A 23,502-nucleotide genomic window follows, 5' to 3' on the forward strand; every position below is an offset into this window, starting at 1 on the left:
GGTATGATAATAAAAAAAGAAGGTAAGATTAATGAAATAATCTATGAATGGATTTCTTTTTTGCTCATCACTAAAAGATAGAAATGATATATATTCAAACGCATGCTATGTAAGTAAGTTGATTGTAGTGGAGACTGGGCGACTCCTCGGGGATCAGCGTCACAGATGAGACCCTGCAGCGAAGCGAAGCGGCTCATCAGACGCCCCCAGGAAGCTCTGCTCTGCGCGAAAGCGAAGCGTCAGCGGCAAAGCGCCCAGTCGGAACGAAAATCAACCACACGTTATGCTGAAGTGCTAAATTTCTTGAAAGCCAGTTTCTATGATTCCCCTTAATGATTCGTTCTTTTAGGTGAAAACTATAAGTAGAATGAACACACTTAAGAGATAAATAGAAGAAGTTCATAGGGGTTTGGAAAACCCTTAAATCTCCGTGAAGCTTTTGCAGGAATGTTGCTTAGGCTAACAGTACCTATTTCTACTTTTTTCGATATTAATGCCACATATTGGGCTTTTTTCGTGTTAATATGGTAAATAGTAGTTAGTAAATTTATGTAGAAAAAAGGAGATAGGAATGTTTAACAAATTAAAGGCTTTATGTATGGTGGCAGCTCTTGTTTTTGCTTTCGTATTGTCTGGACAAACTTCTGCGTCAGCTGCTACTGACAAAGGAATTCAGATACGAAATAATGTTACGATTAATATCGATGGAGAAACGATTCAAATCAATGATCCTATTTTAGATAAAGGGGATCACCTTCTTTTACCTATGAGAGCTTTGTATGAGGCGATTGGTGCAAGTGTTGAATGGAACAAGGAAACACTTACTGCATCAGCTAATCGAAATGGCAAAGTTATTGATTTAACAATTGATGCTATGACAGCCTTAGTAGATGGACAAGAGGTTGCAATGGATGTTGCGCCAATCATGTATAAGGATAGAATATATATGCCATTACGCTTTGTTACTGAAAACTTAGATGGAAATGTCGGCTGGGACCCTTCTACGCAAACTGTTGATATTTTATTAGATGGTTCTTCAGAGAAACCTCAAGAAGATCCATATATCTTACATGTAAATAATAAGCGTATTGTAATGGATGATCCAATTGTTACGAAAGGATCTAGAACCTATATTCCAGCGGATTATTTATCCGATTATTTAGATGATTCAGCAGGTAATTGGCTACCAGATAAATCATTTGAATTACAAATTTCTGGTATGAGCCTTGTCTTCAAGGAAGGTAGTAATAACGTTTTAATCAACAATGAATCTGTAACAATAGAAGAACAGCCATTTATTCAAAAAGGTAAAATGTACGTTCCTATTACTTTTGTTGTCAATACATTGGGAGGAAACCTACGTTATATTAGCGAAAAAAGAGAAATGTATATTTATGTTTATCGCTATATGTATACAAGTGAGTTTCTAGAAAAATCTTTTGGTACTACATCATATCCTCAACCTGTTCCTTCTGCTCGTTTCGAAGGAGATCGTGATTTGATGGTCAGTGATAATCCAGAAAATTTAACCCACGCTTTATTACCTAAATCAAATTCTACGCTTGCACAATATCAAGTTAAATCCACTTCAGCTACAAACAAGCATCGAGTGTTTGGCTGGCATTTAAATAAGCTTGGAGCGGCAGTAAAGATTGGTATTACGATTGAAAATACTTCAAGCTCTGAAAGTATTAAGGTCAGCAGTTCTAAAGGGATTACTCAAATGACTGGGAATGACTGGTTTGGTCATGATATTGGTTTAACGCTTGCTGATGCGACGTTAAACGGAAAGCTTAAAAAATCTGATAGTACAGGTATTGTTATCGCACCAGGAGAAACAAAGGTGATTGAAACGTACGAGTTGTTCAGTGATTATGTCATCGGATTTTTACAGGACATAGATATTCAAGCTGTTAATGGTGGAAGTACGGATTATATGATTCGAACAGTATTAACGAAGAGTAGTAGTGATTTAACAAAGATCAAAACGGACGCGGTGGCAATTGATGAATACGCGATGCATCCACGAGGTGCTTGGCCAAGTGCTACTATTCAAGCAGATCTTCCAGCATATACAGTAGATTCGCCAGAGGTAGGTTATAACGTTTCAAATGGACGAACAGATCATTTGCAAACGGCAGAAAATTCACTGTCACAAATCAATGGTGCAGTGGGGAATCCTGGTCACTTCGGTATGAACTATAAGGTAATGATTCCACTTGTAAATGATTCAGGAAAGACAAAAACGATCAAGGTTAAGTTAACTGGTCGAGGTGGCTTATATAGTGGTGCAGTGAAGTTCAATGGCAAAGTGTACTTAGTGCCTTCGTTGCGATCTAGCTCAGAATATGTTGAATTTGAATACAAGATGAAGGGTTCATCAGATAAGCTTGAGTTAGAACTTATTCATGCAGGCGGAGCAAATCTTCCAGTAGCCATTTATGTAGAAACAAAATAATAAAGTCCCTGGCACGAATGTTTTTCATAACATGACTTCGTGCCATACTTTTTAATTCGAAATGAAGAATTTAAGAAAACTAGTAACAACTGCTGTCATATAAAAAGTCTTTTCTAACATCTCCGAAACAAGCGAATATATTGGGCGAGAACCAATCGTGACGTAATGATTTCACCAATAAAGCTTTTCTCCAAATAATTTAAACTCCGTAATGTTCGTATTCCATTTTTCGTTTGGTGCATTTGCTTTAAATGGGCGATCTAAATGATTCGGTGCGATTTTATCAACTGTTCCTTTACAAGATGATTGATTGTTAATATTATGTTTATTTCCCTATATATAGTTATACCTGTAAGAAAAGAATTAATAGACATTTAAGAGATTGAAAGAAGAAGTTCATAGGTGTTGGAAAATCCTAAGATTTCCATGCATCTTTTGCATGAATAGATTTTAGGTTCCAGTACCCAATTCGACTTTTTTCGATTTAAGTACCACTTTTTGGACTTTTTTCATGTTAAGATACCCTATAGATTAATTATGGAAAAAGGTGTTTAAGATGTTTAGTAAATTTAAGGCTTCATGTATGATTACCGCAGTTGCTTTGGCTACGATATTACCTGGACAAGCCTCTGCATCAGCAGCTAGTGACAAGATTCATATAAAGAATAATGTTTCTATTCAGATCAATGGTGAGACGCTCAAAGTGAATGATCCGGTTTTAAATAAATCCGATTATATATTTTTACCTATGAGAGCTTTGTATGAGGCGGTTGGTGCCAGTGTGGACTGGAAGAAAGAAACACTTACTGCGTCAGCTATTCGAGATGGCAAGTCGGTTAATTTAACAGTAAATTCAAAGACTGCCTTAGTGGATGGACAAAAGGTGCCAATGGTTGTTGCACCATTTATGTATAAGGATCGCACTTATATGCCATTGCGTTTCGTTAGTGAAAATTTTGGTGGTAACGTGAACTGGAATCCTACTACACAAACTGTTGATATTTCCTTATCAGATGAGACTCAAGGGAACCCATATTTTTTACATATTAATAATGAACGTATTGTGATGGATGATCCAATTATCGTAAAGCAATCGAGATCCTATATTCCGGCTAATTATATATATGATAACTTAGAAGATTCTTCTGGCACATTGTTACCAGATAAATCGTTTGAATTGCAAATTGCGGGAATGAGCTTTCTTTTCAAGGAAAATAGTAACCAAGTTCTAGTAAATGATGAAGTTGTGACAATAGAAGAAAAACCATTTATGCAAAATGGAAAAATGTATGTTCCCGTTAGTTTTATTGTCAACACATTAGGTGGGAATTTACGTTATATTGAAAATAAAAGAGAGTTATACCTTTATGTCTATCAATATATGTATACAAGCTCCTTCCTTGAAAAATCTTATGGTGCTACAGCAAAGCCTATAAATGTGCCTTCTGCTCGTTTAGAAGGAGATCGTGATTTATTGATAAGTGATAATCCAGAAACGTTAACGAGCAAGCTGATTCCTAACTCTAATGCTACACTTTCCCAATATCAAGTGAAAGCAACAGCAGCTACAAAGAAACATCGAGTATTTGGCTGGCATTACAATACGTTAGGGACAGATGTACAAATCGGTATTACAGTTCAAAATACTTCTAGTACTGAAAGCATCGAAGTAATCGACTCCAAAGGGACTAGCCAACAATCGGGGAATAGCTGGGTTGGCCATGATATTGGGTTAACCATTGCTGATGCAACGTTTAATAATAAGTTTAAAAAATCTAGCAGTAAAGGGATTGTCATCGCACCAGGAGAAACAAAGGTAATCGAATCATATGGTTTGCTCCGCGATTATATCATTGGATTTTTACATGAGCTAGATATTCAAGCTGTCAATGGTGGGACTCCAGAGTATACGATTCGCACAGTATTAACAAAGAATAATAGTAATTTAACAAGCATTTTATCAGATCCTGTTCCGATTGATGTATCTGCGATGCACCCACGAGGTGCCTGGACGAGCTCTTCTATTCAAGCAGCTCTGCCTACTTATACAGTAGATTCACCAGAAGTAGGCTATAGCATTTCAAATGATCGAACAGACAATTTGCTAACAGCACAAAATTCACTTTCACAAATCAATGGTGCAATAGGGAATCCAGGTCATTTCGGAATGAACTATAAAGTGTCGATTCCACTTGTGAATCAAACTGGACAGACAAAAACGATCAAGCTTAAATTAGCTGGTCGAGGTGGTATCTATAGTGGTGCAGTAAAGGTCAATGGCAAAGTGTATCTAGTGCCTACATTGAGAGTAGGTACAGAATATGTTGAATTGCCAGATTACAAGATGAAGGATTCATCAGAAACGATTGAGTTAGAATTCATGCATGCCGGAGGAGTAAATCTCCCAGTAGCTATTTATGTAGAAACAAAATAAATGAAGTCCCTGGCACGAATGAGTTTCACAATATGACTTCGTGCCATACTTTTTGATTCGGAGTTGAGAAAATTGGCAAAAAAATTAGTAACAATTGTTGTAGCATGTTTCGTTTTAATGCTAGCTGTAAATCCAAATTATGCAAATGCAGCCTCTTTTGATAATAAAATAAAAGAAGAGAAGAAAGAAATATCGCCACAAGTAATGCACATACAGCAAACCTATAGTTCTAATTCGATTCGTGAGTTTGTTAATGTTTTAGATGTAAATTTAAATAATACTTATACAAAACTTGAAGTCGGTGTACCGAAACCGATTAACTCACTTCAAACAACGACGAATATGGCAAAGCAAAACACATATGATGGACATCGTGTTGTTGGGGCTGTCAATGCTTCATACTTCTTAGGAAATGGTATGCCAGCCAACTTGTTAGCTGAAAAAAATGAAATTATTAACTATGGTATTTTAGGAGATACATATGAAAGTCCAACACAAAAGCCTGTTGCTTTTGGTGTATCCAAATCAGGGAAGGCGATCGCAGACTATTATTCTACGAATCTCTCCTTTGAAGTAAATGGTAAAAGTTATCCGATTGATCTTATCAATACAGAAAGAACGACTGATAAAACAGTATTATTCACACCTGATAAAAAAACAACAGGGTCAAATAATTGGGGTATAGAAATTGTTGTCTCAAATGCTAGTCAAGATATGAAAGTATTACATTTCGGAGATCGCCTCTCAGGGACGGTTTCAAAAGTAACGACGTATGGTGCAGAAGGGAATTCAACGGTGCCATCGGATGGCTTTGTTATTTCGGTGCAAAATAAAGAGCTGGCAACTGAACTAAGCAAAATTGCTGCAGGGACAAACATTGACGTGAATCTATCTATAGATGAAAAATGGATGGATGCTCAATTTATTTTAGCTGCAGGACCTATGTTAGTGAAAAACGGTAAGGTAGACATTTCTATGCCAACGAATTCTGGGTTTGCTTCAGCTCGCAGTCCTCGTACTGCGGTAGCAGTAGATGCAACGGGTACAAAAGTGTTTGTTGTTACAGTAGATGGTAGATTAAGTGGTCATAGTAATGGCGTTAATTTAACAGAGTTAGCTTCGCATTTAATCTCAATGGGTGCTACTTCGGCCATCAATCTTGATGGAGGCGGCTCGACAGCGATGGTTGCTCGAAATCCAGGCGGCTATTTTGCGAACCTTGTGAACGTCCCTTCAGATGGTGGTGAGCGTCGTGTATCAGCCATTTTACAGGTTGTCAATACAGCGCCACCAGGGAAAGCAAAGTCCATTACGTTAAACAATGTGAGCCAAGTCATGAAAGGTTCATCGGTTGACATGAAAGTGGCTAGTGCTTACGATCAATACTTAAATCCGATGACCATCAACCCATCTAAGATGAACTGGACGGTTGAAGGAAATATCGGTAAGATGGACGGCGCAACTTTCACAGCTACGCAAAAAGGGGAAGGCAAAATTATCGGTGAGTATGACGGTGTGCGAACATCCACAACTGTGAAAGTTGTAGATTTATCACAAGAAAAACCTATTGTACTAGATAGCTTTGATAATGCTTCATCATGGAAAGTGGAAGTGGCAAAAGCAAATGCTTCCATAACAAATGCTAAAGACTATGCTAGACAGGGCACGGCTAGCCTAAAGTTAAATTATGATTTTACAACAGCAGGAGCAGATACGAAAGCAGCCTATATGGTAGCTAAATCACCGATTCCTATTAACGGAAAACCAAATAACATAGGCGTTTGGGTATTTGGGGATGCTGGAAAACAGTGGCTTCGTGGAGTGCTTGTAGATGGTTCAGGAGCAAAACAAACAATTGATTTCACTAGCCAAGGCGGTATGGACTGGAATGGTTGGAAGTATGTCACTGCAAACATTCCAAATGATGTGACACTACCATTGAAATTCGAACGATTATACGTAGCACAGCCAACAGCTTCTCTTCAAAAGAAAGGCCAACTGTATTTCGATCAATTACAGGCTGTGTATCAAGACAACCATGAGGAATTAGTCTATACAGATGTAACAAAAGGTCATTGGGCTTTTTCAGATATCCAAAGTTTGAATACTAAATCACTTATTAAAGGTTACTCGAATGGAACATTTAAACCAGAAGCATCCATTACGCGTGCAGAGGCAGCTACTATTATTGCAAGGGCTCTTAATTTAACAACAACGAAAGAGCCAAGCTTTAAAGATGTCAGCAAGGACCATTATGCATACAGTGCCATTGCTGCAGTAGAGCAAGCTGGGATTATTAAAGGGCAAGAAGCAGGGAAGTTCAATCCGAACGGACAGCTTTCACGTGCTGAAATGTCGGCGATTTTAACAAGAGCTTATAAATTAACAGGCTCAAGTAAAGTGAACTTTACAGATGTGAAATCGACGCATTGGGCGTATAGCGATATCCAAGCCCTTGTATCAAATAACTTAACAGGCGGCTTCCCAGATAATACATTCAGACCAAACACACAAATTACGCGTGCACAATTCTCAAGCTTCTTAAATAGATGTTTAACATTAAATAAATAAAAACACAAATGACAAAACCCTGTAGGATTGAACACTACAGGGTTTTGTTAATTTGGTTCTATAATATTTTTTGGGGTATTCACACATTTGCGCGCATAAAAAAGCACAGATTCACTGATTTATATATACTTGAATTGTCGAGAAACAAGTAATAGAAAGGTGAACTGTGCATATGAATTTTAACACGAATATTCCGGGATTAAAAGATGTAGAGATTACGAAAGTAGAAGAAGTAGGCGATCGAATCGCATTGTATGTACAATTGCCTAAATGTACGCATCAATGTCCAGTTTGTAAAAAAGAAACTTCGAAGGTTCACGATTACCGTATACAAAAGATCAATCATTTAAAATGGTTTGAACGTTTAACTATTCTTTTCTATAAACGTCGTCGTTATGTTTGTAAATGTGGAAAGCGTTTCTCCGAAAAATCCCCTTTCGTAGATAAATATCAACGGTATTCTAAGGAATGGAATCAAGTAGTAAATATAGGTGCTATTAAAGCCAAAACATTTAAAGAAGCTGCAGAAGTACTAGGCACATCAACCACGACGGTCATTCGCCGTTTTAAAAAGGTAGCGAATAAACAATTAGTAGAGGGTGTACGTTTACCAAAAGTGATTGCGATTGATGAGTATAAAGACGATACAGATGCAGGTACGTATCAGCTAATAATTGCGAATGCGGAGACGCGCGAACCGATTGATATTTTACCGAATCGTAAAAAAGAAACTATAAAAAATTACTTAAGTCAGTATGGAGCAGATGTTGAGATAGTAGTCATGGATATGAATCCAAGTTTTAAAGCAGCTGTTCGTCAATCGCTAGGTCGACCTGTTATTGTGGCAGACCGCTTTCATTTTAGCCGTTATATCTATTGGGCAATGGATGAAGTGCGCCGACAAGTACAAAAGGAATGGGACAAATACAATCGCACAAAGTGTAAACGTATGCGTCATGTATTTTATAAACGTGCATCTAAATTATCACCGAAACAACAGTGGTACTTACAGCGCTATACAGAAATGTCTGAAACATTAAAAGTAGCTCATGAATTAAAGGAAGCCTATTGTGAATGGTTTGATTTGGCAAAGACAAAGAATGATGTCGTAGAAGTGAAGAAGCGATTACTAGCTTTTTACCGTAAGGTAGAAGAGACAAGATTACCAGCTTTCTTAAAAGCAATTCAAACATTGAAAAACTGGCAAGTAGAAATTTTAAATAGCTTTAGTTTTGGGTATTCCAACGGCTTCTTAGAAGGTATTAATAATAAAACAAAAGTGATGAAACGGAATGCATATGGCTTTCGACGTTTCGATCACTTTCGAGCAAAAATCTTATTAAATTTAAAGTATAAAGAAATCGGAGTTCATCGGGGTTAACGTGCTAAAAGATTACGCCACCCCAACATTAACCTTTTTTTATTTCTATACTAACTCCAACCAAACGACCGCTTCGCAATGTGTGTAGTGTATGTGGCAAATACGGCTTATAACAGCGATACATCATCCCATTCCATATATAATATAACGGATGTTTTTTCTTGTTCATTTCTTTCACCCCAATACTGTTATAATGAGGTGGATCTAAAATGACAGGTTATTAAAAACTTTATTTTTCGAATATTAATATTCAATTTGAATCGAACCTGTGTCATGGTAGCAATGGCCAACGAGGATGACTGTCGAGTGACTTACACTCTAAAGGTACATAAGGTGCATCGACACCGACTATAGACCAATCACAAGTAAATCCATCATAAGTTTTCATTGGTATGGGAGGATTTAAATTTAAAAATTGAAAACGTGAAATATGAACATGAGGAACCGTCGTACGGCCGGAGTTATCCACCCAACCAATTAGTTGCCCAGTTCTGATTCTGTCCCCAATCCTTAGCGGTACAAACCGAGGGGGACTAAGTTGAGAAATAAAGGGAGCTGGTGTTATATGAGCATATTCGGTGAAGAACTTATCACTACCTTGAATCACAACATTATTAGCTTCATTTGGGCAGTTATCAGTGTCACAATGGATTCTGCCTCGTTTTAAATGAGCTACTACGCCCGATTCCATTGCATAAACAGGCGTTCCATGTGGCATACCACCAACAAATCTTAAGTCTTTTGCACCCTCATGATTATCACTACACCCATAAAAGACCTCGATTTGTGCTGTCGTATTAAATGGATGTCTACAATATATTTTCAAATGTTCAATTCTCCTTTAGTTTTATATAAGTTATTTAATATATTATGTGATTATCCAAATTTGGTGTTTGTCCATTCTTGTCAATACAATATAAAAAGCATATTCTTTTCATGTCATGCTCTCATAACAAAGTTTGTTAGTAACTGAACTAAGGGACTACGAATAAAAAGGACTCACTGAGTCGCTGCTAAAGGAAATGTTTAAAAAAATAAGACCGCTCAACTAATTAAAGTTGAACGGTTTATCCATACTTCTTAAGAAAGGAAATGTATTTAAAAGTAGCTCATGAATTAAAGGAAGCCTATTATGAATGGTTTGATTTGGCAAAGACAAAGAATGATGTCGTAGAAGTGAGGAAGCGATTACTAGCTTTTTACCGTAAGGTAGAAGAGACAAGATTACCAGCTTTTTTAAAAGCAATTCAAACATTGAAAAACTGGCAAGTAGAAATTTTAAATAGCTTTAGTTTTGGTTATTCCAACGGCTCATAGAAGGTATTAATAATAAAACAAAAGTGATGAAACGGAATGCATATGGCTTTCGACGTTTCGATCACTTTTGAGCAAAAATCTTATTAAATTTAAAGTATAAAGAAATCGGAGTTCATCTGGGTTAACGTGCTAAAAGATTACACCACCCCAACATTTGACTTAGAACCGTTATTTTCAGCAAAGCGAGTAGTCTGGAACGGAAATCACCTCATATAAAGTGTAATTATTTTAACAAAAACTTCTTTAATCATTTTGTTTAGTATTTTTTTTTAACATCACCAATGAAAAAATCCGCCTAGATTTCTGTGAGAAGAGCAAACCGTTGCTGCTCTTTTTTTGCTCACAGAAATTGAAGCGGATTTTTTCTTATATAAGAAGAACTATAAAATTTATTTAGAAAACAATATATTTAACATAGTGTTTCCAATCTAATTTCTTGAAATGTTTCCATTGGATTTTCTCAACAGGCATTGTACGGAAAGCATAGGCTGTAAGATTACGTTGTTTATCGGATATCATAGGTGTTCCTTCATCTAAACTGTCAGTAAAAATAGCTGACTGTGAAGTTTTAAAGTTAACATGAATATCCTTCATGTCGATTTTTCCATCCGGTCCAACAATGTATATTTTTTTACCTTTCTTTTTAGTAGCATGCACCCACGATTTATCTATTTTATAAGAATCAGATGCTTCGTTGACAATAATAGAGGCTTTGCCAGTAGTCGAAAATGGAATGTCCTCCATTGCTTCATCTTGTTGCAACACTACTTCATAATTCGTTGGTTGAGGTAAATCTGTTGTTTTTGCAAGCTCATTTCCCCAAATAGAAGAATCATCTGTAGCAATCGTTTGTTTTTCAAGTACAGTGCCAGATAAGGAATCTTTCATATGTTTTACTTTAAAATCAACAGTTTGACCTTCCGATACTTTTTGCCACTCATCCTCTGATAAATAGGCAAGCATCGTTTTTTCAGTAGAATAAATTTCAAATGTGACTGTCCCAGATTCTTCTTTAACGGCTGCAATAACACCGTCCACTGGGCTAACGACACCTTCGCGAGCTTGTATTTGTTCAATTTGTGCGTCCATTAGCGCAATTTGACGATCTGTTTCGGCAATATGTCGATTCAAAAGGGCTATTGCTGTCGATGGTGAACTTTGCTGTCCTAGCTCCAATTGTAGTGTGACAGATAATGTGCCGTTTATTTGGTCCGTATTGACGGAGCTTTTCGGATCAGCATCATCATAATCATTCTCGATTTGAGAAAGTGCATCTTCTAAATCACTTCGTTCAGTTTCATAGGCTGCACGTTCTGCCTCGAGCTTTGTTAACTCATTATCAACTTCTTCTGATTTAAAAGTAGCCAGTACATCATTAGGAGATACTTTTTGGCCACGCTTTACATTCACTGCGGATAAGCTTGTCGCATCGGCTGTAAGTGTATATGTTTCAGCTGGTGCAACAATCGTTTCCTTTTTGACACGCTCTGTATTTGTACCTTTATAAGCTTTTTGAAATTCATCGATATAGTAGGAGCGTGTAATTTTGCTATCGTCTTTAAAGACAAAATAAGCATTTACGCCGACTAATAGCATTGTCAACACGATGGTCAAGCTTGTCCAAGGCTTTGATTTGATAAATGCCATTATCCTAACCCCCTAACAATCCATTCTTTAATTGGTAATACACTAATTAGACCAACAAATAAGGCCATAAATAATTGTATGCCGATAATTTTTACGACTAATATTTTTCTGCTCGCCTCTTCCTCCCATTTAGAAAGGAATGTGTACTGTACAACAATTGTTAGCATAGTCGCCACTGTTAATTGATTAAGTGTGAATAAGACATAATCCGTACTCATCATCTGCAATGCAAGAGGCGCTAATGAAAAGAATGAAAAGAGTGTTGTATAGCCAGTTAAGTAGAATACAGCAAACAAGATAGTTTTTTCGATTAATAAAAATGTGACAACATATAATTGGACTTTTTTAATCCATGTATAGGGAATGTCCGTTAATAGATGTAAAAGGTAGGTAACACCGTAATAATGGAAGCAAAAATAGACAATAGCCCACAAAATGGCACCAAGCATCGAAAGGTAACGAGCCACGTAGTATTCATTATGTAAATCCATTGCGAACAATGTCGTTAAAGTTTCAGTACCCATCCCCCAATATTCACGAGCAGTGAATAACAGAAGGAATAAGATGAAAACCGTCAACGAACGTCTTTTGTATCCAATAATCTCACCTTCTTCTACAATTTTAGTAAAGTAGGTTGGATTTTTTAAGCTATGCCAAAATTTATAACGGTAAAACATATACAGTTTCCTCTCTTCCAAAATAGTAAATATCAAATTTGTAGTATACACCTTGTTAAACGATATTGACATATAAAAATAGCTGTTTTTTTCAATAATTTCGTCAAAAAAACAATATAAAAAACTACATGTCGAATGATGGAAAACATCATATAAAACTATTGTATAGTATAATAGAAAAAACTTCCTGTATTTCTATCAAGTTATTATAAAAAATTACTTTTGATACGCTTAATAGTGTAAATAATGGCTTGAAATCACATGAAATTCACCGATACAAAAGTAATGAATTGAAAAATGAAAGGGTGGTTCGATTGAATCGAAAATTGACGGCGGGAGTTATAACGAGTCTATTACTGGCACCAACAGCTATAGCGAATGCACAGGAAAATAATGATGCACAGCCTCGCGTATTAACTCAAACAGAGCAAGTTGCCAACGTTAACGGAGTAGCTGCCGCAACGACAAAAGAACAAATGATAGCACAATTTGCGAAGCTCTCCGAGAATTCGACAGCCGATGAAATGGTTATTGCAAAAGGTGATGTAGCAAATCTAGCAACTTTTGGTTTTACTAGTGATGAGATTGATTTTATTCAAGCGAAGTATAAATATGTTGTCGAGCAACGTCGACTAATAGGCGAACTAAAGGAAATAGGAAAGAACATTAATGAAATAACATATACAAGTAAGTCATTTATCAATGATGTGACAGCTGTAGAGAATAATTTTAATAAATTTTTAAAAGAATCAGGTGATTCCTCTTATTTAAGCGTCCAAGATGCTTTTGGCAAAGCAGTGGAAATCGCACTTGTTAAAGCTAGCGATATTGCCTCTACAATTCGCGGTACATCTTTACAATATGATTATGATGAGGCTGCACGCAATGCCTATTTTAAAACAAAGGGAGCAGATATTGCGAAGCTGCTTAATTTAAAAGGAGATGCAGCTGCTGTATTACCAGCCACTACCGAACTAGAGAGTTTAGTAGCTATATTAAATAAAAATCCAAATGACTATGCAAACATTACAGCAGCATTGGAAAAAGTTACGACAGCTTATAATGCACTAACAGCGAATCAAAAGAAAGTGGTCGTAGCCCATAATCCAAATAACGATTCTGTAACACCTTATAAAAAGTATACGGATGCCTTATCAAATCTGTCTTCGGTTAATAAGGAAGTGCTAAACGTAGAAAAATTAATCGACGGCTTAGACCCTAAAACTTCTACTTTCGAAAGCAAAACACTTGCTGCCCAAGCTGCCTTTGACAAGCTTGGAGAGAGTGAAAAGGCATTAGTGAAAAATAGCGATAAATTAAAGTTATTTTTCCAATATGCTGATGTATCGAAACAAGTAAATGCACTAAATTCATCTATGAAGGATTACAAAGCACAACTAGAGGCATTACAAACTAAAGTAGCTGCGTTAAATGCTGGGAATAGTAGCGATGCAGCAGCGTTAAATGAAATTAAAAACAAGCTTGAGACTAAATTGTCGCAACTTGCAAATGAAGAAACAGCAGTAGCGGCCGTTATTAGTCAAATTGATAATTTAAGTAAGTCTAATAATTTAGTAGTTGATATGCTAAAAGCACGCTCTGACTATAACGCACTACCATCAGCATCTAAAAAACTTGTGACAAACATTAAAGTCCTAACAGATTTAGAGAAATCACATAAGGCAGTCGTCAATGTGATTGATCAATTTGAAAAGTTAGATCCAACATCTAAAAGTTATATTTCAAAAGCGAAATCTGCTTATACAGCTTACGCAAAGTTGGACGGCACAAAACAAGGGTATGTAAGAAATCATAATAATTTAAATGAGAAGGTCGCTGTAATAGAAGTGATTGTTCAAATAAATGCTTTAAATCCATCCCAAAAGACATATAAAGATAATGTGGCGAAAGCAAATAGTGCGTTTAATAATTTGGCTGAAGCCCTTAAATCGCAGGTAGTCAATAGTGGTGATTTAACAAAAGCACAGGGCTATATCGATACAGCCAAGGCTTTTGATGATCGTGTCTTAGCATTGGCGAATGAAAATCCAGATACTTTCGTGGCGAAGGTAGCTGCATTATCTGCAGAGTACAAATCAATGGATAAAAATGCGAAGAAACTAGTAGAGCAGGCAAAAACTTTAACTACTTACGAAAAAAATAATAAGGCTGTTATTAAGGTTATTCAAATGATCGATGCCTTAAATCCTACAAGTAAGGATTACACGAAAAAAGTACTCGCTGCGCGTAAGGCTTATAATGCACTAGATGCAGTATCGCAAAAACGTGTGACGAACTATGCGAATCTAACTGCAGTTGAAGATGTGGCTTCACTGATTGGCCTCATTGCAACATTAAAGCCAACAAGCAAGACATTCTACCAAGATATGAAAACAGCACGAGAGATGTACGATGCACTACCTAATGAGAAGCAACAAGTAATCATTAATTATGATGCACTTGTAGCAGCAGAAAATGAGTATGGAATAGCACAAAAAGTTGTCGAGCTAATTGATTTAACGAAACAACAAGATGGCGACTATTTAACGAAGCTCCTGGATGCACGTGTAGCGTATGATCAGCTAACTTCGAATCAAAAGAAATTAGTCACAAATATAAAAGATTTAACAGCACGTGAAAAAGAGGTAAAACCTATTTTAAATGTAATGCTGCAAATTAATAATTTGGATCCGGAATCCAATAATTTTGTCAGCAAGGTTAATTCTGCGCGTAAGGCGTATGATAATTTAAATAAAGATCAGAAAAAATATATTAATAATATCGATGTTCTACAAAACTATGAGCCTATATCTCAGGTGATTGAATTAATTAGTAAACTGAAATCTTCAAGTAGTACATATCTTGAGGATACAATTCGGGCACGTGCGCTTTATGACGCGCTAGCGGCAGATAAGAAGCAATATGTAACAAACTATTACTTATTACAAGCGGCAGAAACAAGCATTTTAGGTGCTGGTAATGTTATGCAGATGATTAATGATTTACCGTCTGTAGATCCGAAGCAATATGTGAAACGTATTCAGGAAATTCGTGCAGCTTATAACGCTTTACCAAAGGATCAACAAAGAGCCGTACAAAATTACAAAGTGTTACAAGATCAAGAGAAGCTGTTAAAGCCTGTTATTAGTGTTGTCGAGGATATCGATCGACTACTTACGGCCAAAGACATGAATAGTCAATATCAAAAAATCTTAAAAGCCTATGATAAGCTAAATGCTGAGCAAAGACGTTACGTCTATAATGATGATCTATTATTATCATTAGATAACGTAATAAAAGTATATAAGAACATTGCTAATTTAAATCCAAAGGACAAGTTTTACTTTGGTATGGTGGAAGCAGTACGAAAAGAGTACGATAGCTTAAATACGACAGATAAGCAAAGGATTACGAATTATTCGATCTTGTTAGATGCAGAGAAAAGTATGGCCGATGTAAAGAAAGTCGTTGAATTAATAGCTAGCCTTTCACCAACCTCTTCAACGTATTTAGAAGATGTAGCGAATGCAGTTGCAGCCTATAAAGCGTTAGACTCGAAATTAAGAGGGCAAGTCATCAATGAGGACGAATTAAAGAAAGCTGAAAAGGATGTAGAGGCAGTTCAAAAAGTAGTTCAGGCTATCTCTGTTATTGATCCAGACAACACGTCATTTGAGAAAAAGGTGTTAGCTGCTCAAAAACTATATAACTCACTTACACTGGAACAACAGGATTTAGTATATAACTACCGCATTCTAGAAGAATATTTAAAAATGATTGAATAGAAATAACAAGAAGGAGTTTTCCCAATGCATATTTTGGGGAAACTCCTTCTATACTATAGAAAACAAATTTATAAAGCTATGAAATTTCCAAAAAAAGTGAAACCTTATCAATCAAGAAATCGTATGTAATAGGGAGTTTTATTTCCGTGTTTGAGGGGTATAATTTAAAATAATTTAAATATAGGAGGTAGCCATGTTTAAAAGGGTGATAAGTATATTGGTACTTTCAATTGTTTTACAAGCTACAACTATTGGAAATTTATCTGGGATTAGTAAGGCGGACGCAGCATCCAACATCGCTGGTGATGTGTCTAGTTCATACTGGGCAAGTTCGTCGATTCAACATATGCTGTCGAAGCAATATATGACTACATATACTGACAATACATTTAAGCCGGACCAAGCTATTACGAGGGCAGAGGCTGCATCTGCAATTGCTCGGTCTATTCAAACAAGCACAGATACTTCGATTTCACTACACTTTAAAGATGTTCCTGCTACACATCCCTATTACAAGGAAATTCAGAAACTTGTAGGCATAGGGGTTTTACAAAATAGTGATGCCTTTCATCCAAATGAGCCTTTAAAGCGTTCGGAAGTTGCAAAAATGCTAGCACTAGCTTATCAGTTTAAAGTGGATGGTAAAAATAAAAGCAAATTTGATGATGTTCCTCGAACACACTGGGCGAAAGACTATATCGAATCACTAACGGACATAGGAATTATTGGCGGAGTAGATGCCAAGCATTTTGCACCCAACAAATTAGTGACACGGGCTCAAACAGCAGTTTTTGTTGAACGTAGCATAAATTTTCAGCAAAAAGTAAAGAAGCTTGAAGTGGCTTATGATTATTTAGCAAAGGATTATATACCAACATTAAATCTTTCGACAGCTTGGTCAAAAGAGGTCATTCAGCTCATCAATGTGGAACGGGAAGAGAACCAACTAGCTCCTGTTATCTATGATTCAGAACTGACACAAATCGCAATTATAAAAGCCCAGGACATGGTTAAACGCAATTATTTTGAACATATTTCTCCTTATTATGGTGCTCCTTGGGATTTAGCGACATTATTTGATTATTCTTACACGAGCTTCGGCGAGAATATTGCAAGGTATTTCAAATCGCCAGAAACCGTTGTGAAAGGATGGATGGCTTCTCCAGACCATCGAGATAATATTATGAAGGAGCATTATACAAATACAGGTGTTGCGGTTACACAGGACCGCCAAGGAAATTATTATTGGGTTCAACTATTTTCGAGTAAATAAATGGTTATGTAACAAAGAGTTGCTAATGTTACATTTATGTTACGGATGTTATAAAAAACCAATAAAATTTTTCCATTTTTAACGCTGGTGATGCCAAAAAACGTTGGTATATCAGCGTTTTTGTTTATTCCGGAAATCGTTACACAATTGAAAAATTAAAATACCACCTTTTATGATAGTCTATGTATAGGCAAAAAAGTTTAGAGGGGGTATAACAAAAGTATGAAGAAAAAATGGTTATTACCGATTTTTGCATCTTTCATGTTATTTTCTACAACTCATATAGATTCAGCTGAAGCAGCGACTCAAACTGAAGTCACTGATACAGCTTCTAAATATTTAGGCATTCCATATAAATACGGTGGGACAACTACAAGCGGTTTTGATTGCTCTGGCTTTACTTCTCAAGTATTTGCAGATTTAGGCATCACATTAAACCGCACATCAGGCGCTCAATACCAACAAGGGACAGCAGTTGCTAAAAGTGATCTTCAAGTTGGAGATTTACTATTTTTCAATACAAGTGGCAAAGGTGTCTCACATGTATCTATATACATAGGTGACGGTAAAATGATCCACTCTCAAACTAACCAAGGTGTTAGTTATTCAAACGTAAATGATCCATATTATTGGGGTTCTCGCTACATTGGCGCTAAACGAGTTGCTACATTTGACGAAGAACAACAAGCTGAAGTAAAGAAAGTAGCAATTGATTTTACAGTATATGCTTCACGTGCGGAAGCTGCTTCACAAATTGCGAAAGCTTTAAACTTAGATACATCTGACAAAAATAGTGGTTTTGTCGATATAAAACCAACATATGAGCATGCAGGTGCTATTGCAGCTGTTGCAAAATTAGGTATTTTTGAAGGTGATGCAAGTGGTAAATTCAATCCATCTTCACCAATTACTCGTGCACAAATTGCGAAAGTATTAGTTATAGCGTTCGGACTTGAGAATGCTGGTCAAGAAGTAACATTTAGTGATGTACCACAAGATAGCTGGGCTAATCAATATGTTTCTATTCTTGCATCGAACGGTGTTACTAATGGAGATGGCAATGGCAACTTTGGTATGGATGAATTACTAAAAATTAAAGAACTAAAAATGTTTATTGAAAGATTACAATCTAGATAATATTTTCATTGATGCATTGATTGCAAGAAAAGATCTTTTAAATAGCTTATAATTAGAGGAGAGTTTGCAATTGCAGACTCTTCTATTTTTATGATAATTCCACTGAAAAGGAAGTGATTGGAAAATATAAACATAAAAAGTGCTGTCGGATGATGATTTATCTAGTTAATTTTGTTAAAATGAATACGTTAAGAGAACAGGAAGGGAGGAAATAAGACATTGAATCTTAAAAAAAGTAGTCTTATTTTGTTGTGCGTCTTATTCATTTCAGCTTCTATGTTTACTATACATAGTGATAGTGTAATGGCAGATACAACTACAAATGTAACATTTGCAGATATCTCCAAAAATCACGAAGCTTATGAAGAAATCAATTATTTAGTGAGCTTGGGTGTTATCCAAGGATATTTTGTAAATGGGAAAAGAGTCTTTGGTCCAAATGAGTCTGTAACACGTGAACAAGTGGCAAAAATGGTTGTCGTTGCCTCTGGTAATAAACCATTAGTCGTAAACAAATCAAGTTTTTCGGATGTAACAGTAGGTACTGAAATGTCAGGTTATATCGAAAGAGCTGTGCAATTAGGGTTCTTTTCAACGAATACACAAGGCAAATTCTTACCAAAAAAGGCTATCACTCGTGATGAAATGAGCCATGTATTAACAAAGGCATTTAACTTAGACACAAGTGAATATGAAAACTTAGATTCACCATTTGCTGACGTAAGTATTACACACCCTTACGTTAAGTATGTAAATACAATTTACTATAATGGTATTACAAATGGTAGTGGTAAAAATTATTTACCAAATAGTACTGTTACACGTGCGCATTTTTCATTATTTGTAGCACGTGCAAAAAGTGAGAAATATCGTTTAGAGTTACCAGTAAAAGGGTCATCTGTACCTGATACAAAAGAGGTTATTGGGCTAGTCAAAGTGACGACAGATGGTCTAAATATCCGCAAAACATCTGATAGTTCATCAAATACTAACATTGTTGGTACAGTAAATAAAGGCGGCAAACTATCAGTTTATGAAGTTCAAGGCAAATGGCTGAAAGTAACATATAAAGGTGCATATGCTTATATTTATAAAGATTATGCACAATTTTTAGATGCAGATGGCAATGAATTAGGGGCTGTCCAAAAAGAAGTGACATCTAATGGAGCTATTAACTTATATGTCAAACCAACTTCTTCAGCAAAAGTCATTCAAACTATTAAAGCGAATGTAAAATTACCAGTTTACAAAACTGCTGGCGGCTATCATTTAACGCAAGTAAATGGTTTACCAGGTTACATTGTAGCGAACAGCACAACAGAAACGGGTAAAGACGAACAAACTGATCCAACTCCACCTACAACACCACCTACAGCTTCAGGTGATGTATTAGGACGAGCAACTGTTGGAAACCTAAATGTCCGTAGTGAAGCAAATGCAACTTCTACAGTGCTATTTAAGCTTAACAAGGGCGACTCTGTTAAAGTTAACGGAATTAATGGTTACTGGGCAAGCATCGAATACAATGGTAAATCAGGTTATGTCCATAAATCGTATTTAAAATTATTAAATCAAAATGGCAAACCGTTGCAAAATCGTATTATTATCCTAGATCCAGGTCATGGTGGTAAGGATCCAGGAACAGTACTAGGTTCATTCTCTGAAAAGAACATTACATTAAAAGTGAGCACACTAGTTAAGCAAAAGCTTGAGAATGCTGGCGCAAAAGTGTACATGACTCGTACTGCTGATACGTTCCCTACCTTACAAGGTCGAGTAGATTTTACAAATGCAAACTATGGTGAGATTTTCGTAAGTGTGCATGTAAACTCTGCTTCCAATACCTCAGCATCGGGTACTGAAACATATTATTCTATTTCATCAGGAGATATGTATCAAGAGGATATTGATTTAGGCACTTTTGTAAATAATCAAATTGTAAACAATTTAAATATGAAGAATCGTGGCGTTAAGCAATACCCATACTATGTAATTAATAATATGAGCATTCCATCCATTTTAGTGGAACTTGGCTTCTTAACAAATGATGGAGATCGTCAAAAAATGACAACTGATGAATATGTAACTAAATTTGCAGATTCTATCTATAACGGAATTGAGCAATACTACAAAAAGCAATAATCGATCAACATAGAAACTGTCCAAAAGTGATTAACTCACTTTTGGGACAGTTTTTTTATTGTTAAGGAAAGGTAGGGCTTGCTATGAAGATAATCTTTAACCTGGCATAGTTAATATAGGATAGATATATTTTAGCCACTGATTATTTTTATGTTTGCATGTACGTTTTTATGTATAGATAAATATATTTTTGTTTGGGGCTAAGAAGAGGGGGACAAAGGCTCGAGGGGGTTAGGGAGGTGTTCATGTAGTATCAGATAGGAGAAAAAAGTTGTAGGCTTCGACAGATTTCATAGAAACGGAATGGTCCTCATATACTTGTTTTTTCTTTCTGAATTTCTCAAACATTTTATATCCTTCTAGCCCTAAACAAATGTATTTTTTATGAAGAACCTTTGTCAAGATATAGTCACAACCACTTAAGTTGTTCCCACTTAATGAATAAATTTAATGAATATTGGACAAATCTACATTAAACGATAATTAGCATTATTTAAACGAATAACTCCCTTTTTTACGATAAATGATAGGAAGCATCCGATAATTTAGTGAATTTGTTTGATTGGCAAGATTTATACCGCATATACTGTTTAAGGTAACGCCAATTCCACACGTTTTAACGCTCCTTCATCATCTGATAAATAAGCTGTTATTGAACGAACTTGTTCGTAGCCAGTTGCCATTAAAAATGTTGGTGCGCGTCCATAACTTTTAGCTCCGACTATATAGAAGTCCTTTTCTGGTTGGCGTAGAATTTCTTCTCCATGCGTTCTTACTGTGCCACAACTATACTTCACCACCATAGGCTTCTTCTACAGATTTTTTACGCAAAATCCACACTAGCTTTGTTGCAGGATTCTCATCTTGTAATTCTGCGAGTGCAAATAAGGTATTAATAGCTGAATGGCCACCACCAATAACTGCAATTTTCTTATTGACATATCACTTAGTATTCTTATTAATGTCTGGGATACCATATTCAATGTGATTTGCTAATGCTTTTTCATTTTGGAGCCTTCCCCCTGTAGAATTTGCTGGGTTTGGATTCCCCTATGTACCCGTCGCATCAATAACGGCTCTATCTTCAAAAATCAGGAAATCTTAGTAAAATATGTTTACAAACAACTTAAATATAGATATACTTACAAAGTAAACAAAAAATTCTTAAGGAGGTCGAATGAAATGATCGTTATCGTTAAATTGATGTCATTGGTAGCTACAACTTCAGTAAAAATGAAAATCACACATTCGACCAGATCGGAATGGATCGCTTAAGGTTTTTTTGTAATTAAGCATACCCATACCGCAGGGAGAAGTGTGCCCCTGCGGTATTTTTGTGCCTTTTTTCACCGTAGGGGGAGTCTCTCTACGGTTTTTTTCATTTTTCATGGCAATTTAAGGAGGTGATAATAAATGATATTTAACTTTTTTGCTCTCACGATAACTATTACAAAACGTGAGATCTCTCTTGAGAAAGCACTTCATAATGAAAATGCGAAAAAAATCTTTGAAGAGAACCGAAGAAAAGTAGAAAATTACATTCGTATTCGTCAATATTAATTTTGTTAATTAAAAAACATGAAAGGTGGGGATTGAAATGATTTATATGATCAAAAGACGTTATGCAGTTTTATGGCTGGAGAAAGACACAACCACCAGATGAAGTAATATAAAGTGACAATATAGCTATTGAATTTTATAATCTCCGTAAAGCTAACCCGTTCTAATCTAGGACGGGTTGCTTCAGGATGTATTTTGCACTTTTTTAAGCGATATGTTACACATACAAATTGATGTAGTTTAAGAAAATGCGGAATTACAATGTTAGGAAAAATTCTAATTCTAAAAAGCGTAATTCCTCGATACTAAAATTAAATTTGGCGATTTTTATCTTAATTCCATTATTTTATCCTATTAGCCATCCATGTAGCGCAAAAATTGAACAAAGGAACCTTTAAATTAGCATTCATAAACCATTTTTAGAAATTCATATGTGCTACCATATGTATCTTGCATAAATGTATCAATATCTTTAAACCCAACTTTTCTATATACTTTTATCGCTCTTAGATTAAAAGTTGCTACTGATAATGTAATATTATCTGGTGTAAATCTTGATTGGACAAAATCAATACCAGCATTTAGAAATTCTAACCCTCTACCATCACCAGTCAAATCTGGTCTCATTCCTAAACCTATATCATAAATATTAGAAGCTACTTTATTAACACTGAAGAAACCAATGATTTCATCCTCTTTCAAAACTGCAAACATTGAGTTACCTCTTGTTTCTGGGTCTAAAAATTCAGCTAAATCTTCTTCATCAGCTTCTATATCATAAAAAGAATATTCTCCATCATAGTGCCAATTATGTGCAATATCCTCAGCTTGTTCCTGAGTCATAATCTCAAACTTATAAGCCATAAATATCCCCTCTCGCTTTCATACCCTTGTTCCACTATTCTGCCTGTTTTCTTAATACTAATCATCTCAAATATTACCATTTTCAGCAATGTTGATCTTCTAGAATCTGGCCCAATTGTTGAACAATAAGTTAAAAAACACTATTCAACTAAACTGCTCCGTTCGTATTATAAGGTCAGCCAGATATTTCTGGTTGAACATTTTTCAAATGGTTTTATTATAGCAGTAGCCAGGGTAGAACGTAACTGCTCGTGGG

General features: G+C 35.9%; 14 protein-coding genes and 3 pseudogenes. 10 read left to right on the forward strand and 7 right to left on the reverse strand.

Annotated elements, in window-relative coordinates:
* Window positions 1–571: 571 nt before the first annotated feature.
* Window positions 572–2,458, forward strand: coding sequence for a stalk domain-containing protein (locus ACFTQ7_RS14325; protein WP_197139729.1), 1,887 nt, complete (start codon window positions 572–574; stop codon window positions 2,456–2,458).
* 102 nt (window positions 2,459–2,560) lie between these two features.
* On the opposite strand, the pseudogene ACFTQ7_RS14330 reads toward ACFTQ7_RS14325, so the two are convergent.
* Window positions 2,561–2,761: pseudogene (locus ACFTQ7_RS14330) on the reverse strand (IS3 family transposase); the annotation flags it as partial.
* A 253-nt stretch (window positions 2,762–3,014) separates the two neighbouring features.
* On the opposite strand from ACFTQ7_RS14330, the gene ACFTQ7_RS14335 reads away from it, so the two are divergent.
* The 3 genes from ACFTQ7_RS14335 (at window position 3,015) to ACFTQ7_RS14345 (ending at window position 8,844) form a co-directional block, all read left to right on the forward strand.
* Entirely contained in the window at window positions 3,015–4,892 is a 1,878-nt protein-coding gene (locus ACFTQ7_RS14335) for a copper amine oxidase N-terminal domain-containing protein (protein WP_386829537.1), read from the forward strand.
* Window positions 4,893–4,964: 72 nt separating this feature from the next.
* Window positions 4,965–7,463, forward strand: a complete 2,499-nt coding sequence (locus tag ACFTQ7_RS14340) for an S-layer homology domain-containing protein (RefSeq protein WP_386829538.1) — start codon at window positions 4,965–4,967, stop codon at window positions 7,461–7,463.
* A 166-nt stretch (window positions 7,464–7,629) separates the two neighbouring features.
* Window positions 7,630–8,844 (forward strand): ISL3 family transposase, encoded by a 1,215-nt coding sequence (locus tag ACFTQ7_RS14345; protein ID WP_386829539.1) that lies wholly within the window; start codon window positions 7,630–7,632, stop codon window positions 8,842–8,844.
* Window positions 8,845–8,872: 28 nt separating this feature from the next.
* Here ACFTQ7_RS14345 and ACFTQ7_RS14350 read toward each other — a convergent pair whose 3' ends face one another.
* Both ACFTQ7_RS14350 and ACFTQ7_RS14355 read right to left on the reverse strand, forming a co-directional pair.
* Window positions 8,873–9,013 (reverse strand): hypothetical protein, encoded by a 141-nt coding sequence (locus ACFTQ7_RS14350; RefSeq protein ID WP_386829541.1) that lies wholly within the window; start codon window positions 9,011–9,013, stop codon window positions 8,873–8,875.
* A gap of 102 nt (window positions 9,014–9,115) precedes the next feature.
* Window positions 9,116–9,670, reverse strand: coding sequence for a M23 family metallopeptidase (locus ACFTQ7_RS14355; protein WP_386829543.1), 555 nt, complete (start codon window positions 9,668–9,670; stop codon window positions 9,116–9,118).
* Between the two features lie 272 nt (window positions 9,671–9,942).
* Here ACFTQ7_RS14355 and ACFTQ7_RS14360 point away from each other — a divergent pair.
* Window positions 9,943–10,232, forward strand: a pseudogene (locus tag ACFTQ7_RS14360) (ISL3 family transposase); the annotation flags it as partial.
* Between the two features lie 322 nt (window positions 10,233–10,554).
* On the opposite strand, the gene ACFTQ7_RS14365 reads toward ACFTQ7_RS14360, so the two are convergent.
* Together ACFTQ7_RS14365 and ACFTQ7_RS14370 are read right to left on the reverse strand one after the other, a co-directional pair.
* The gene (locus ACFTQ7_RS14365; protein WP_386829545.1) at window positions 10,555–11,808 is read right to left on the reverse strand and encodes an HlyD family secretion protein; all 1,254 of its coding nucleotides are present in this window, start codon (window positions 11,806–11,808) and stop codon (window positions 10,555–10,557) included.
* Window positions 11,808–12,485 (reverse strand): hypothetical protein, encoded by a 678-nt coding sequence (locus ACFTQ7_RS14370; RefSeq protein ID WP_349661279.1) that lies wholly within the window; start codon window positions 12,483–12,485, stop codon window positions 11,808–11,810. Before ACFTQ7_RS14370 ends, ACFTQ7_RS14365 begins: the two co-directional genes overlap by 1 nt.
* A 314-nt stretch (window positions 12,486–12,799) precedes the next feature.
* On the opposite strand from ACFTQ7_RS14370, the gene ACFTQ7_RS14375 reads away from it, so the two are divergent.
* From ACFTQ7_RS14375 to ACFTQ7_RS14390, 4 genes are all read left to right on the forward strand, one after another.
* A complete protein-coding gene (locus ACFTQ7_RS14375; RefSeq protein WP_386829547.1) occupies window positions 12,800–16,270 on the forward strand; it encodes a hypothetical protein in 3,471 nt (1,156 codons plus the stop codon).
* A 193-nt stretch (window positions 16,271–16,463) separates the two neighbouring features.
* Window positions 16,464–17,543, forward strand: a complete 1,080-nt coding sequence (locus ACFTQ7_RS14380) for a CAP and S-layer homology domain-containing protein (protein WP_386829549.1) — start codon at window positions 16,464–16,466, stop codon at window positions 17,541–17,543.
* 222 nt (window positions 17,544–17,765) lie between these two features.
* The gene (locus ACFTQ7_RS14385; RefSeq protein WP_349661277.1) at window positions 17,766–18,680 is read left to right on the forward strand and encodes a C40 family peptidase; all 915 of its coding nucleotides are present in this window, start codon (window positions 17,766–17,768) and stop codon (window positions 18,678–18,680) included.
* 219 nt (window positions 18,681–18,899) lie between these two features.
* A complete protein-coding gene (locus tag ACFTQ7_RS14390) occupies window positions 18,900–20,822 on the forward strand; it encodes an N-acetylmuramoyl-L-alanine amidase (RefSeq protein ID WP_386829551.1) in 1,923 nt (640 codons plus the stop codon).
* A gap of 489 nt (window positions 20,823–21,311) precedes the next feature.
* Here the strand turns inward: ACFTQ7_RS14390 and ACFTQ7_RS14395 are convergent.
* Window positions 21,312–21,923, reverse strand: a pseudogene (locus ACFTQ7_RS14395) (flavoprotein); the annotation flags it as partial.
* 312 nt (window positions 21,924–22,235) lie between these two features.
* On the opposite strand from ACFTQ7_RS14395, the gene ACFTQ7_RS14400 reads away from it, so the two are divergent.
* A complete protein-coding gene (locus tag ACFTQ7_RS14400) occupies window positions 22,236–22,382 on the forward strand; it encodes a YrzI family small protein (protein ID WP_386829553.1) in 147 nt (48 codons plus the stop codon).
* 399 nt (window positions 22,383–22,781) lie between these two features.
* Here the strand turns inward: ACFTQ7_RS14400 and ACFTQ7_RS14405 are convergent, their stop codons facing one another.
* Window positions 22,782–23,246, reverse strand: a complete 465-nt coding sequence (locus ACFTQ7_RS14405; protein WP_386829555.1) for a GNAT family N-acetyltransferase — start codon at window positions 23,244–23,246, stop codon at window positions 22,782–22,784.
* Window positions 23,247–23,502: the final 256 nt, after the last annotated feature.

Origin of the sequence: Lysinibacillus sp. NPDC056959 (assembly GCF_042674095.1) — a bacterium.
In the GTDB taxonomy this organism is placed as follows: Bacteria; Bacillota; Bacilli; order Bacillales_A; family Planococcaceae; genus Lysinibacillus; species Lysinibacillus zambalensis.

Bases quoted from the DNA above. Each gene is read 5' to 3' on its own strand.
- ACFTQ7_RS14325 (WP_197139729.1), top strand. From the start codon at position 572: ATGTTTAACAAATTAAAGGCTTTATGTATGGTGGCAGCTCTTGTTTTT.
- ACFTQ7_RS14380 (WP_386829549.1), top strand. From the start codon at position 16,464: ATGTTTAAAAGGGTGATAAGTATATTGGTACTTTCAATTGTTTTACAA.
- ACFTQ7_RS14405 (WP_386829555.1), bottom strand. From the start codon at position 23,246: ATGGCTTATAAGTTTGAGATTATGACTCAGGAACAAGCTGAGGATATT.
- ACFTQ7_RS14365 (WP_386829545.1), bottom strand. From the start codon at position 11,808: ATGGCATTTATCAAATCAAAGCCTTGGACAAGCTTGACCATCGTGTTG.
- ACFTQ7_RS14400 (WP_386829553.1), top strand. From the start codon at position 22,236: ATGATATTTAACTTTTTTGCTCTCACGATAACTATTACAAAACGTGAG.
- ACFTQ7_RS14350 (WP_386829541.1), bottom strand. From the start codon at position 9,013: ATGAACAAGAAAAAACATCCGTTATATTATATATGGAATGGGATGATG.
- ACFTQ7_RS14335 (WP_386829537.1), top strand. From the start codon at position 3,015: ATGTTTAGTAAATTTAAGGCTTCATGTATGATTACCGCAGTTGCTTTG.
- ACFTQ7_RS14370 (WP_349661279.1), bottom strand. From the start codon at position 12,485: ATGTTTTACCGTTATAAATTTTGGCATAGCTTAAAAAATCCAACCTAC.
- ACFTQ7_RS14385 (WP_349661277.1), top strand. From the start codon at position 17,766: ATGAAGAAAAAATGGTTATTACCGATTTTTGCATCTTTCATGTTATTT.